The 13,406-nt window shown below is 65.6% G+C and carries 11 protein-coding genes; 1 reads left to right on the forward strand and 10 read right to left on the reverse strand.

What is annotated here, in order from left to right; genetic code table 11:
* Positions 1–29: 29 nt before the first annotated feature.
* From ACTHNR_RS08365 to hpnI, 9 genes are all read right to left on the reverse strand, one after another.
* A complete protein-coding gene (locus ACTHNR_RS08365) occupies positions 30–1,265 on the reverse strand; it encodes an aspartate aminotransferase family protein (protein WP_440547108.1) in 1,236 nt (411 codons plus the stop codon).
* 133 nt (positions 1,266–1,398) lie between these two features.
* On the reverse strand, positions 1,399–2,379 hold the full coding sequence (locus ACTHNR_RS08370; RefSeq protein ID WP_440547154.1) for a GlxA family transcriptional regulator: 981 nt from the start codon (positions 2,377–2,379) through the stop codon (positions 1,399–1,401).
* Between the two features lie 160 nt (positions 2,380–2,539).
* The gene (locus tag ACTHNR_RS08375; protein WP_440547109.1) at positions 2,540–3,334 is read right to left on the reverse strand and encodes an ABC transporter ATP-binding protein; all 795 of its coding nucleotides are present in this window, start codon (positions 3,332–3,334) and stop codon (positions 2,540–2,542) included.
* A gap of 18 nt (positions 3,335–3,352) precedes the next feature.
* On the reverse strand, positions 3,353–4,066 hold the full coding sequence (locus tag ACTHNR_RS08380) for an ABC transporter permease (RefSeq protein WP_440547110.1): 714 nt from the start codon (positions 4,064–4,066) through the stop codon (positions 3,353–3,355).
* A 15-nt stretch (positions 4,067–4,081) separates the two neighbouring features.
* Entirely contained in the window at positions 4,082–4,771 is a 690-nt protein-coding gene (locus ACTHNR_RS08385) for an ABC transporter permease (RefSeq protein WP_440547155.1), read from the reverse strand.
* A 684-nt stretch (positions 4,772–5,455) separates the two neighbouring features.
* Entirely contained in the window at positions 5,456–6,505 is a 1,050-nt protein-coding gene (locus ACTHNR_RS08390) for a lysylphosphatidylglycerol synthase domain-containing protein (RefSeq protein ID WP_440547111.1), read from the reverse strand.
* Positions 6,502–7,404 carry a hopanoid biosynthesis-associated protein HpnK gene (gene hpnK / locus ACTHNR_RS08395; protein ID WP_440547112.1) on the reverse strand — a complete coding sequence of 301 codons (903 nt, stop codon included), beginning with the start codon at positions 7,402–7,404 and terminating at the stop codon, positions 6,502–6,504. Before hpnK ends, ACTHNR_RS08390 begins: the two co-directional genes overlap by 4 nt.
* A 4-nt stretch (positions 7,405–7,408) precedes the next feature.
* Positions 7,409–8,830: a hopanoid biosynthesis associated radical SAM protein HpnJ gene (hpnJ, locus tag ACTHNR_RS08400; protein WP_440547113.1), complete on the reverse strand. Its 1,422-nt coding sequence runs from the start codon at positions 8,828–8,830 to the stop codon at positions 7,409–7,411.
* Positions 8,831–8,922: 92 nt separating this feature from the next.
* Positions 8,923–10,107: a bacteriohopanetetrol glucosamine biosynthesis glycosyltransferase HpnI gene (gene hpnI, locus ACTHNR_RS08405; protein ID WP_440547114.1), complete on the reverse strand. Its 1,185-nt coding sequence runs from the start codon at positions 10,105–10,107 to the stop codon at positions 8,923–8,925.
* A gap of 504 nt (positions 10,108–10,611) precedes the next feature.
* Here hpnI and pdxY point away from each other — a divergent pair.
* Positions 10,612–11,466 (forward strand): pyridoxal kinase PdxY, encoded by an 855-nt coding sequence (gene pdxY / locus ACTHNR_RS08410; protein ID WP_440547115.1) that lies wholly within the window; start codon positions 10,612–10,614, stop codon positions 11,464–11,466.
* A gap of 25 nt (positions 11,467–11,491) precedes the next feature.
* Here pdxY and ACTHNR_RS08415 read toward each other — a convergent pair whose 3' ends face one another.
* Complete coding sequence (locus tag ACTHNR_RS08415; RefSeq protein WP_440547116.1) at positions 11,492–13,294, reverse strand: methyl-accepting chemotaxis protein; 1,803 nt, start codon at positions 13,292–13,294, stop codon at positions 11,492–11,494.
* Between the last annotated feature and the right edge of the window lie 112 nt (positions 13,295–13,406).

Consider the following 13,406-nt stretch of genomic DNA (forward strand, 5'->3'; position numbering starts at 1 on the left):
TTGGCAATGTACCGTGGACCGTCTACCGCTTAGCGCGCCTGCGCGTCGGCCGTGGCGCTCACGACTTCCTCGATCGCCTTCGAAAGGCGAGCGAAGCCGTCGTTCACGTCCGATTCGGGAATGATCAGCGACGGGGCAAAGCGCAGCACATTCGGCCCCGCGATCAGCAGCATGACGCCATGCGCCGCCGCGGCGTTGACGAAATCCTTTGCGCGGCCTTCGTACGCCGCCGTCAGCTCCGCGCCGATCAGGAGCCCCTTGCCGCGCACTTGCTTGAATAGATTGAAGCGCCGGTTCAGTTCGTCGAGCTTGCCGCGGATGAGCTCGCCGCGCGCCTTGACGCCTTCGAGCAGCGACGGCGCGCCGATGAGTTCGACGACCTTGTCCGCCACGGCCGCGCCGAGCGGGTTGCCGCCGTACGTGGTTCCGTGCACGCCCACCTTGAAATGCGCGGCGATGGCATCGGTCGTCAGCATGGCGCCGATCGGAAAGCCGTTGCCGAGGGCCTTCGCGCTCGTCAGGATGTCCGGCGTCACGCCCGTGTCCATATAGGCGTAGAAAAAGCCCGTACGGCCCACACCGGTCTGCACTTCGTCGAAGATCAGCAATGCGCCGTGCGCGTCGCACGCCTCGCGCAGTGTGCGCAGGAAGGCCGGATCGGCGGGAATCACGCCGCCCTCGCCCTGGATCGGTTCGACGATCACGGCGCACGTCTTCGGGCCGATCGCGGCGCGCGCGGCTTCGATGTCGTTGTACGGCAGGTGCTTGATGCCTGCCGGTACGGGGCCGAATCCCTCCGCGTATTTCGGCTGGCCGCCCACGCTGACCGTGAAGAACGTACGCCCATGGAACGATTGCTTGAACGACACGATTTCGATCTTTTCGGGGCCGTGCCGCTCGATCGCGACGCGGCGCGCGAGCTTGAGCGCGGCTTCGTTCGCCTCGGCGCCCGAATTGGCGAAAAACGCGCGATCGGCGAACGTCAGCGATTCGAGCCGCTTAGCCAGGCGCAGCACCGGTTCATTCGTGTAAGCATTGCTGACGTGCCAGAGCGTTTCGCCTTGTTCGCGCAGCACGCGCACGAGTTCGGGGTGCGTGTGGCCCAGCGCAGTCACGGCGATGCCGCCCGTGAAATCGACGTAGTCGCGGCCTTGCGTGTCCCAGACGCGCGAACCTTCGCCGCGCGCCGGCACGAAGGAGGCGGGCGAAAAAACCGGCACCATGACTTCGTCGAAAGTCTGGCGGTTCACAGCGAAATCGTTCATGGCGTATCCTCGTCGAGGTAATGGGAATGATGAGGCTGACAAACGTTAGTGTAGAAAACGATCGTGTCCGCGTCTTGCTTGATGGCGACGCGATCTATCGCGTATCGCGTGTCGCCCGCCCCTTGAGCGTTCGTCAAATCTCGTCGGGCGGCTCGATGAGCGCGCCCGCACGCGGCTCGCCCGCATAAGCCACGCCTGCTCCGTGCTGCTTGGCGATCCAATTGCGCCGCTCCTCGCGCGGCGTCACGCCGAAGCGCTCGCGATACGCGTTCGAAAAGTGCGCAGCCGACGAAAACCCGCACGCAAGGCTCACCTGCACGATCGATTTGCTCGTGCGCTGCAATTGCATGCGCGCCTTGGTGAGCCGCAGGCTCAGGTAGTACTTGGACGGCATGGCGCCGAGATACTGCCGAAACAGGCGTTCGAGCTGCCGGCGCGAGACGCCGACGAGGTTCGCGATCTCGTCGGTCGTCAGCGGATCCTCGATGTTCGCCTCCATCAGCAACAGCGCATCGTTCAGCCGCGGATGCCGCTCGCCCGGCGCCGTCACGTACGGAATGCGCTGGCGCTCCTCGGCCGCCCGGAGCACGCCCACGCCTAGCGCGTCGGCAATGCGCTCGGCCAGTTCCGGTCCGTGCTCGCGCGCGATCATCGCCAGCATGAAGTCGACGCTGGCGAGCCCGCCCGCGCACGTCGCGCGATCGCGGTCGATCTCGAAGATCTGCTGCGTCACGATCGAGCGCTCGAACTGTTCGGCAAATTGCTGATACGTTTCCCAGTTGACGCTGACGCGGTAGCCCGAAAGCTGCCCGGCCATCGCAAGCCACCAGACGCCGTGATGCACGCCCGTGACGAGCGGCGTACGCTGGCCCACGCGCGCCAGACTGGCGAGGAACAGCTTGTAGTCGGCGAACTGCTGAAACCGCTCGGCCAGCACGATGAGCCAGTCGCACGACACGCCGTCGCCGAACGCTCCGTCGGCCGGCAGCATGGCGCCGCCCGCGAGGGGCACGGCGCGCCCGTCCCACGAGAGGATCTCCCAGCGGTAGAGCGCGCGGCCGTCGATGTCGTTGGCAAGGCGCAGCGCATCGACGATCGGGCCGACGCCCGACATCGACACCGGCGGCAGCGCGACGATCGCCACCTGCGTCGTCTTGGCCGGCCCCTGGCCCGATTGCGCGCGTACCAAGCTCACCTCCGCCGGCGCCGAGCGCGCATGTGGCGCGCGCGCAGTTCGGCGCTTACCCGTGCGTTACGTGCACCGCTCATGTCGGTTATTTCAAGCTGCCCGAGAGGAACTGCTTCAAGCGCTCGCTCTTGGGCTGCGCAAGCACGACGGCCGGATCGCCCTCTTCCTCGGTGCGTCCTTGGTGCAGGAACATGACGTGGTTCGAGACGTTGCGCGCGAACCCCATCTCGTGCGTGACGACGATCATCGTGCGGCCTTCCTCGGCCAGCTTCTGCATGACCTTGAGCACTTCGCCGACGAGTTCGGGATCGAGCGCCGAAGTGGGCTCGTCGAACAGCATCACGTCGGGATTCATGGCCAACGCGCGCGCGATGGCCACCCGCTGCTGCTGCCCGCCCGACAAGTGCGACGGGTACTGTTTTTCAAGGCGCGGCGCGAGCCCGACCTTTTCGAGGTACATGCGCGCGCGTTCCTCGGCGTCTCGCTTGGACAACCCCAGTACGTGAACGGGCGCCTCGATGACGTTCTCGAGCACGTTCATGTGCGCCCACAAATTGAAATGCTGGAACACCATCGACAGCTTCGTGCGGATGCGCTGCAGCTGCTTATGGTCGGCCACTTCGAGATTGCCGGTGCTGTCGGCTTTCGTGCGTACGGTTTCGCCGTCGACGACGATGCTGCCGGCGTTGGGCCGCTCGAGAAAGTTGATGCAGCGCAGGAACGTGCTTTTGCCGGAGCCGCTCGCCCCGATGATGCTGATGACGTCGCCGGCCTTCGCCGTCAGGGTGACGCCCTTCAGAACCTCGTTGTCGCCGTAGCGCTTATGGATATCGAGCGCCGCGAGCTTGACGGCGGCGGATTGAGAAGTCGCTTGGAGCACGATGCTCTCCCGTGTGGATCAATGCCGGCCGACGGCCAGATAAGCAAGCCAGTGCCGCTCGGCTCGCCTGAAAGCCGCGACGAGTGCGAACGATACCGCAAGATAGATGAGCGCGGCGATGCCGAAGGCCTGGAACGACATGTAGGTGGCCGAATTGGCGTCGCGCGCGACCTTCAGCACGTCGGGCACCGTCGCCGTGAACGCGACGGTCGTCGCATGCAGCATCAGAATGACCTCGTTACTGTACAACGGCAGGGCCCGGCGCAGCGCGGACGGCAGGATGATGCGGCGATACATCGTCCATCGGCTCATGCCGTACGCCCGCGCCGCCTCGACCTCGCCGTGCGAAATGGCCCGGATCGCCCCCGCGAAAATCTCGGTGGTATAGGCGCCCGTGTTGAGCCCGAACGCGAGGATCGCGCAATGCAAGCCGCTGCGGAAAAACTCGTCGAGCACCGCGTGCGCGCGCACGAAGCCCAGACTATAGACGCCGCTGTAGATGAGCAGCAGTTGCACGTAGAGCGGCGTCCCGCGAAACACATACGTGTAGCAGCGCACGGGCGTCGAGAGCCACCGGTTCTTCGATACGCGAGCGACCGCGAGCGGCAGCGCCATGCAAAAGCCGATGGCGAGCGCGGCGACGAGCAGCCACAGCGTCACCGCCAAGCCCGAGACACCTTGGCCGTCGAAATAGAGAAAGGCGCGCCCGTATTGGGAAAGAATTTCGATCATCGTACTTGCTCCTCGTCAAAGTTCCGCGTGTCTGACGCCGATCGAATACCGCTTGTCGAGCCACAGCAGCACGACGTTGGAGACCGTCGTGATCGCCAGATAGATCAGCGCCGCGACGAGGATGAAGAAGAACATGTTGAAGGTGCTCTTGCCGGCGTCTTGCGCCGCCTTGACGACATCGGCAAGGCCGATGATCGAGACGAGCGCCGTCGCTTTCACGAGCACCTGCCAGTTGTTGCCGATGCCGGGCAGCGCGAAACGCATCATCTGCGGGAAGAGGATGCGCGCGAATACGCGTGGAGCGCTCATGCCGTAAGCGCTGCCCGCTTCGAGCTGGCCGCGCGGCACGGAGAGAAACGCGCCGCGAAAGGTCTCGGTGAAATAGGCGCCGTAGATGAAGCCCAGCGTGAGCACGCCCGCGACGAAAGGATCGATGTCGATTTGATCCATGCCGAGGGCGTCGGTGACCTGATTGACGGCGATCTGGATGCTGTAAAACAGCAGCAGCATCAGCACGAGGTCCGGCACGGACCGAATCAACGTGGTGTAGGCCGTGGCTGCGCCGGCGACGACGCGGTTGCGCGAAAGCTTCGCGACCGCGCCGATGAGCCCGAGCAGCACGGAGACGGCCAGCGAAAGCACCGACAGCTCGATCGTTTTGATCGTGCCGGCAAGAAGGATCGGGCCGAAGCCGTACAGGAACAAGGTCGTCTCCATCCGTGATTGTCATGGGCTGCCGTCGCGGCGAGCTGCGGCGGGCAAAAGGCGGCGCGCGCGGCGTTGATCGTCGTTCGGCTTGGCGCGGATAGTCGCAAGCGAAATTGTTTTATTCAAACGCCGGGGGATGAATTTATTGCAGCGCACCATCGAACCGGGCAACGCGGCGCGCACGCTCCGTCGCGCCGCTGGGCTCGATCGCCTCCCCGCATGCGATTCGCGCGGCGCGGCGTTTGCGCAAGTTTTCGGTCGCTTTTTCGATATTCGATTGGGTGCGGTCCAGCGCGCATCGGCAAAAATGCGGCGCCAGAAAACAGAACCGGCCGTCACGCGTAGTGAACGGCCGGCAATCATCATGGCGCGCAACGCAAATAACGTCGGCGTAAATAGCCGGGCACTGGCCGAGCGACGTCGTCCCTTGCGCTGCGTCATTGGCTTGCGGCCGCCCGCCGGTGCATCGCACCTAGCGTTCGACCGCCCCCCGTAGCCGGCGCGGCGCTGCGTCGTCTGGCCTTCGATCCGTTTCTATCTAATTCGATATGACGTGTCCGGTAGCTCTAATGTAGGACGAGACATGGACCGAAAGCAAAACGTGTTTACGCTCATAGGGAACGTCTGAGGATAATCCGCGCGGAGAGCGTGCGCCGTCGCACGGACGGCGGCTTCCACGCTTCAATGGGCCCGATGCGAGCCGCGCGCCTTGTCGTGCCGGGGAGCCGCCTGCTCGGCGGTCGCAACTTGCATCGCCCGTGTGGGCGCGTAGCCGCGCGCGCGAACGATCTCGGCGAGTTGCCAGGAGCCGAGCGCGATGCATCCGAAGATCACTTCCCGCATACGTTTGACGAGCGCGAGCGAAAACGCCACCTCACGGTCGACACCGAACATCTGCGCGAGCAAGACGACCGCGGCTTCTTGGACGCCTAGTCCGGCCGGCACCATGAACGCCGCGTGCCGCACGGCTTGGGTCAGCGCTTCGATGGCGATCGCCCCGCCGGCCGAAACCGGATGCCCCAACAGCGCCAGCGCCCAGTAGGTCTCGAATGCGCCGATGAGGTAACCGGCGAACTGCCAAACGAATGCGCGCACAAGCACGCCCGTGCGCGTCATCAACGCATCGATTTCGGCATCGAGCTTCGCGCCGTCGATGCCCTGCAAGAACCGGTGTTCGCTGCCGAGCGCGCGAGCGGCGAATCGCTCGATGGCATGGAAAACGCCGCCGCGGCGCAGCAGCAACGCCGTGACCACGGGCAACGGCAACGACAGGACGAGAGCCAGCGCAATGGTTTTGGCATGGCCGCCGCCCGTCGCGGCGAGGATCAGCACGACGCCGAGCGCCGAGAATGCGTACTGCACAGCGATGGTAACGAGCACCTCGACGATCACCGAGGCGCTGACGCGGCTCGCATCGGGTACGCGCCAGCGTGCGAGGCGAATGCCGACGATCTCCCCGCCCACCGCGAATACGGGCAGCAACCGGCTGACCGCCTCGCGCACGGTCGCCACCCACCACAGGAACGCGAGCGGCGCGCGGCCGCGCAGCAGCACACGCCAACCATACGCGTCGAGCAGCAGGGGCACCGCATGGAACGGCACGAGCCAGAGCAGCGCGAGCCCGGCTTGCTCGATGACGTGCGCCACATCGGCCGCGCCTTCGCGCACCACGAGTGCGATGAAAATACCGATACCGACCGGCCAGCCGGCCCACTTGAGCCACTTCGTCATAGCGGTGCGCCTCCGTGCGCGGCGTCACCCCGACCCTTCGCATCGCGCGTGCCGCGCGAACCGCCCTCGTCGCCGCCGAACACGTCGGCAAAGCCGCCGCAGTTCAGTCCGGCCGCCGCAATGGCCGCGGCCACGCGCGGTGAAAGCAGCGCGTCGAGTTCGTCGCCGTGGCGGTATGCGCGCATCGACGCCGTAATCGGCGCTTCCCCGGCTTCGGCCGGGTGGCAATAGATTTCCCCGACGCCATCGGCCGGCATGCGCGCGAGCGCGTCGAGCAGCACCGCTTCGTCCATGCCGCCCGTGCGCTCGATGCCGACCACGTAGTCGTTGTAGGCCACGCCGGCGCGCGCGAGGCGGCCGCGCATCAGTGCGATCCAGGGCCGCAACCACCATGGCGCGTTGGCCTCGAACGGCAACCGAACGGCGCGCAGACCGAATTCGCGCCCGATCGACAGCACGAGCGACAAAACCGTCGGATGCACATGAAAGTGCTTGTGCGCGTTGACGTGATCGAGCGGCAAGCCCGTCGCCGCGAACGCCTCGAATTGGGCGCGGATCTCGCGCGCGAGCGCCTCGCGCACAGCCGGAAGGAAGAAGAAGCGGAAACCGTCGCGAACCATGGCATCGCCGAACCGACCGTCCGGCCCGACCAATGCGCGAATGCGCGCGGCCGGCAGCGTGGCGGGCCCGTCCGCGAGGACGAGATGCAGGCCCACGCGCAAGCTCGGCAGACGCCGGGCGCGTTCCACTGCATCTTGCACCGCCGGTGCGCCCACCATCAGGCTCGCCGCCTTGAGCACACCGTCCTGGTGCGCACGCTCGACCGCCGCATTCACACGCGGATGCAAGCCGAAATCGTCCGCGGTGACGATCAGGGCGCGACGGCCCGAGCCCAACACGTGCTTAGGCCTCGTGCGCGCGCAGGAAGCGGAAGAACTCGACGCCTTCACGCAGACGGCGCTTCATCATGTCCCAGCTCGTCAACATTTCGCGCACGATCTCCCAGATCTTCGAGGGCCGGAAGTAGAACGCCTTGTAGAACTGTTCGAGGTGGTGGTAGATCTCGTCGCGCGACAGATGCGGATAGCCGATCGCCGCCAGCTGCACGCCTTCCTTGCTCACGAGGTTGATGGTCTTGTTCTCTTCCATCCAGCCGTTATCGACGGCCTGTTTGTAGAGCGTCGTGCCCGGATAGGGCGCGGCGAGCGAAACCTGGATCGTGTGCGGATTGATTTCCTTCGCGTACTCGATCGTCTTCTTGATGGTCTCTTGCGTCTCGCCCGGCAGGCCAAGGATGAACGTGCCGTGAATCTTGATGCCGAGCTTCTTGCAATCGGCGCTGAAGCGGCGCGCGAAGTCCGTGCGCACGCCCTTCTTGATGTTCACGAGGATCTGGTCGTCGCCCGATTCGAAACCCACGAGCAGCAAACGCAGGCCGTTTTCCTTCATGACCTTGAGCGTCTTGTACGGCACGTTCGCCTTCGCGTTGCACGACCACGTCATACCGAGCTTGCCCAGGCCGATCGCAATGGCTTCGGCGCGCGGCAAGTCGTCGGTGAACGTGTCGTCGTCGAACATGAGTTCCTTGACTTCCGGCATGTTGTCGCGGATCCACTTCGCTTCCTCGAGCACGTTCTCGACCGAACGCGTGCGGTAGCGGTGGCCGCTGACCGTCTGCGGCCACAGGCAGAACGTGCAGCGCGACTTGCAGCCCCGGCCCGTGTAAATCGACACGTACGGGTAATTCAGATAGCCGATGAAGTAATTGTCGATCTTCAGATCGCGCTTGTAGATCGGCGCGACGAACGGCAGCTCGTCCATGTTCTCGAGGATCGGACGCGCTTCGTTATGCTCGATCGAACCGTCCTTGGCGCGCCAGGACAGGCCCTTGATCTGCGCGAACGGCTTGCCTTCGGCCAGTTCCTTGCAGGTGAAGTCGAATTCCTCGCGGCAGACGAAATCGATCGCCTCGGTGGCCGTGAGGGAGTTGTGCGGATCGACCATCACCTTGGCGCCCACCATGCCGACGAGGACCGAAGGCTTGCGTTTCTTGACGTCCTGCGCGAAAAGCGCATCGGTGGGGAACGACGGCGTGCTCGTGTGGATGATGATGAGATCGTAGCCTTCGCAGATCTTGAGCGTGTCTTCCACCGACAGGCCGTCGGCCGGCGCGTCGAGCACGCGGCTGCCGGGCACGAGCGCCGCGGGCTGCGCGAGCCACGTCGGATACCAGAACGAGCGGATTTCGCGCTTGGCCTGGTAGCGCGAACCGGCTCCGCCATCGAAACCGTCATACGACGGGGCCTGCAAGAACAGCGTTTTCATGGATGATGCTCCAGCAACCTATTGGGTCATGCAATTGTTGTTGAGACGACGGCCGAACCGGCGGCCGCCGACGAAAGACGAATTCCGCTCGCTCAAGATCCGTCCGATCCTTCGGCGATCTGCGCGACCACGGGCATGCGCGCGCCGCGCCAGACGACGTGCGAACCGAATGCCGCGGCAAGCCATTGCGCGGCCAGCAGCGCGTCGCGCAATGGCACCAGGGGCAAATCGCGCCAAAACTCCCCCGGCTCGCGCGAAGCGCGGGCATGCAGGCCGACGCGCGCGACGATCCCGAGCGCAGTCGACGCGACGAGCACCGTTTCGCGCACCGTCGCCGCGCCGCCGTGGGTCGCCAGCAGCAAGCCGGCGAGGAGCCAGGGCGACGTGAACGTGATGAACAGGAACGCGAAGCCGAGCGGGTTGATCGAGCGAATCGTGCGCAGCCAACGCGTCTCGCGCAGCCAGAGCGCGCCGAACGTCGGCTCGATGACGTCGGTATCGACGACGAGTTCGGAGAGCACCGTCGTCATGCCGCGCTGGCGCGTATGCTCGGCAAGCCAGTAGTCGTCGGCCAAGCAATCCTTGAGTGCGTCGAACCCGCCGATATCGGCCAGCACCGACGCACGCAACGCCAGCGTCGCGCCGAACCCGAAGCTGCGCGAGCCGCCCGCGTGCGCGATGCGCACCGAAGGCGCGAACCATTCGTTGATGAACTGGGCCCCCACGCGCGTCCAGAAGCCGCCGACGCTTTTCGCGTGATAAAGGCACGTGACGATGCCCACCCGCCGGTCGGCGAGCGGCGCCGTGACGGCTTCCAGGTAATCGGGAGCGACGGCGATATCGCTGTCGGCCAGCACGACGAGCGGGTGCTTCGCGCGCGCCGCCAGATTGATGAGATTGCTGACCTTCAGGTTGTGCCCGTGCACGCGCGAATCGACCACGAGCGCAATGTCGCGTTCCGGGAACGCGGCTTGCAGCCGCCGCACCACGGCGATCGCCGGATCGGCCGAGGACGATACGCCGAACAGCAACTGATAGCACGGATGCGTTTGCTTGCAGAAAGTCGCGAGGTTTTCGTAGAGCCTCGGCTCGTCGCCGCACAGCGGCTTGAGCACGCTGACAGGCTCGATCGTTCCGGCCTCGCGGGCGCCGATGGGGCGCTTCATGAGCGTACGGGCCGAAGGCAGCTTGAGCGCCGCGACGATGACGTAAGCCGTGGCCGCGCAGCACAGCGCGACGAGCAGCCCATCCCAGAGTTCGGCGGGCGAAAAAGTCATCGGACGCCGCCCTTGGAGGCCGCCCGCGCCGCTGCGGCGCGCCGACGGCGCGCGGGCAACCCGCAAGGTGAAACGCTTGTTCGCACGTTCGGCTACTCCTTCGTTTGTCTTTCGGCGCGCGATAACGGCGCCCCCCGGGGCGAGGCCGCGCCGGCACGGATCGATGCCGTCGGCTCGCTTGGATTTCACTCTGGAAACAGGCAATTGTAGCAGTCCATGCGGGAAAACGCCGAAAGCCGGGCCATCGACGCCCCCGATTCGTCGGCCGCAAGCAACGGTCCGCCGGGCCCGCGGCTGTTGGCGGACACGCCGCACGGACCGCTCGGACAGCGCAACCGACGCGGCTTGCGCCGAGAACGCACGCCGCAGGCGCATGCCGCCGATGACGCGACGCAACAAGTCATGTATCTTGCAGGCATCGGGCCGCCGAAATCGACGGCGCGCGGCAGTGCCGTCCCCCTGCCGCCTCGAGAAAGGCGCGCGCTTCACGCGAGCGAACTCATCATGAAAAACGTCCTGAGCATTCAACCGCACGTCGTGTTCGGTCATGCGGGCAACAGTGCCGCCGTCTTTCCGATGCAGCGGCTGGGCATCAACGTCTGGCCGCTCGACACGATGCAGTTCTCCAATCACATGCAATACGGCCATTGGGCCGGCAGCGCGATCGACGCCCCACAGATGACGGAACTCGTCGAGGGGATCGGCGCGATCGGCATGCTCCGGCGCTGCGACGCCGTCATGTCGGGCTATCTGGGCTCGAAGGCGCATGCGCAAGCGGTCATCGACATCGTGCGCACCGTCAAAGCCACGAACCCCGAAGCGTGGCATTTTTGCACCCCGGTCATCGGGGCGGGCGCCGGGGCAAGCGTGGACGAATATCTGCTGGAAACGATGCCATCGACCGCCGACGCGCTGTTTCCGACGCACGACGCGCTGCAAAAGCTCGCCGGCCGAACGATCGAAAACGTCGAGGACGCCGTCTCGGCATGCCGCGAAATCATTCGTCGCGGTCCTCAGGTCGTGCTCGTCAAGCAGTTGATCGACCGCAACAGCCCGGCCGACCGCGTCAATCTGCTCATGGTGACCGAGCGCGAAGCGTGGATGACGCAGCACCCGCGCTATCCGTTCGCACGGCAGCCCGTCGGGGTGGGCGAGCTGACGAGCGCAACGTTCGCGGCGCGCCGCTTGAGCGGGGACTCGCTGCGCACCGCGCTCGAACACGCCGTCTCGGCCGTGCATGCGGTGCTGAAGGCCACCTACGGCGCAGGCCGCTACGAACTGGAACTCATCGCCGCGCAAGACGACATCGCCAAGCCGCGCGAGTGGCTCGGCGCCTGGTCGATCGACAACCGGCTGTAGGCCGGTTCCCGCGCGCCCCGCCCGATCAATCCAGTTTGAACTGCCCGACGGCGGTAGCGAGATTGACCGCTTGCGTCTGCAGCGCCGCGGCCGCGGCCGCCGACTGCTCGACGAGCGCGGCGTTCTGCTGGACCATCTCGTCCAATTGCGACACGGCCCGGTTCACTTCCTGAATCCCGCGCGTTTGTTCGTCGGCCGCATGCGTGATCTCCGACATGATCGTCGTGACGCTCGACACGTTCGACACGATCTCCGTCATCGTGTCCCCGGCGCGGCGCACCTGGCTCGAGCCCGAGGCCACGCTGTCGATCGTCGATTCGATCAGCGCTTTGATTTCCTTGGCCGCCTGCGCGCTGCGCTGCGCGAGGCTGCGCACCTCGCCGGCCACGACCGCGAAGCCGCGGCCCTGCTCGCCGGCTCGCGCGGCTTCGACCGCCGCGTTGAGCGCGAGAATGTTGGTCTGGAACGCAATGCCGTCGATGACGCCGATGATGTCGCCGACCTTACCGGACGCCGACTCGATCGTCCCCATGGTCGTCACGACTTCCGATACGACCTGCCCGCCGCGCGAGGCGACGCGCGAGGCCGACGCTGCCATATCGTTGGCCTGGCGCGCCGAACTCGCCGATTGCGTGACGGTCGAGGTGATCTCCTCCATCGATGCGGCCGTTTCCTGCAGGCTCGCGGCCGCCGATTCCGTGCGGCCGGAAAGGTCGAGGTTCCCCGCTGCGATTTCGTCTGCCGCCGTGCGTACCGACCCGCTCGTGTCGCGAATCTGCCGCATGACGTCGCGCAGCTTATCGACGAACGCGTTGAATGCGCGCGCGATTTGCGCGACTTCGTCGCGGCCCTCGGCCGGCAGGCGGCGGGTCAGATCGCCCGTGCCCGAGCCGATCGCCTCCATGGCGTCGCGCACGAGCGACAAGCGGCGGAACGCCTTCGACGTGACGGCCGATACGATCGCGGCGGCGAGCACCACGATGATCACGAGCACGATCGCCGAGGTCGTCAGGAACGAACGGATGCCCGCCTTCGCTTCGCCTTCGTCGAGCGCGACGACCACGGTCCAATCGGTGCCCGGCACGTTCGCGCCGCGCAGCAAGACGGGATGGCCGTCAGCTATCGTTTCGAGCGGTTGATCCGCGCTCGAGAGCGAGGCGATGCCGGCCGCCGTCATGCTAGGCGCCAGCGTCGAGACGTTCTTGAGCGTGAGCTTGGCGTCGGGGTGCGCGACGATCTCGCCCGCGCCGTCGATCAGCATGCCGAAGCTCGACGGGGTGGGGTGGATCGCCTTGACGTTGGCGATCACACTGTCCATCGCCACGTCTCCCGACACGACGGCCTTGAGCGCGCCGTCGCGCACGATCGGCACCGCGAAGGCGACTACGAGCTTGCCTGAACCCGCATCGACGTACGGCGGCGTGACGACGGGTTTGCCGGCCGCGGCTGCCTGCTTGTACCAAGGACGGCTCGTCGGATCGTAGGTTGGCGGGATGCCCGTCGCATCGCCGAACTTCGCGCTTTTATCGGCATAGCCCGCATAAACGTTCGTGAAACCGCCGGCGGCCATGGCCTGTTTGAACTCTGGGGATGGATCGGCCGCGCCGAGTGTGATGTCCTGCAATGCGCTGATGGCGGCCGTTTTCGAAGAAACCCATTCGGCAATGCCGACGTCGTGTCCTTGGACAAGTGCGGCGAGGTTGTTATTTATCGTGTCGTTTTCGTGGGAATTGACTACAACGAAGTTCGAGAGCGCGTTCACGAGCAGTGAACCGAAGACGATGGCAAGACAAGCGGCGAGCACGCGGCCGCGGATTGACGCAAACATTGAGACCGTTCCTTCATACGATTGGCTACGAGGACTCGTGATCCTCACATCCGTAAACGGCTTGCCGCGTTGCAAACTTGACGCTCGGGCCCTCAGGGATTGTGCGGAGTGT

It is taken from the genome of Trinickia sp. (genome assembly GCF_051954495.1).
Classification (GTDB): domain Bacteria; phylum Pseudomonadota; class Gammaproteobacteria; order Burkholderiales; family Burkholderiaceae; genus Trinickia.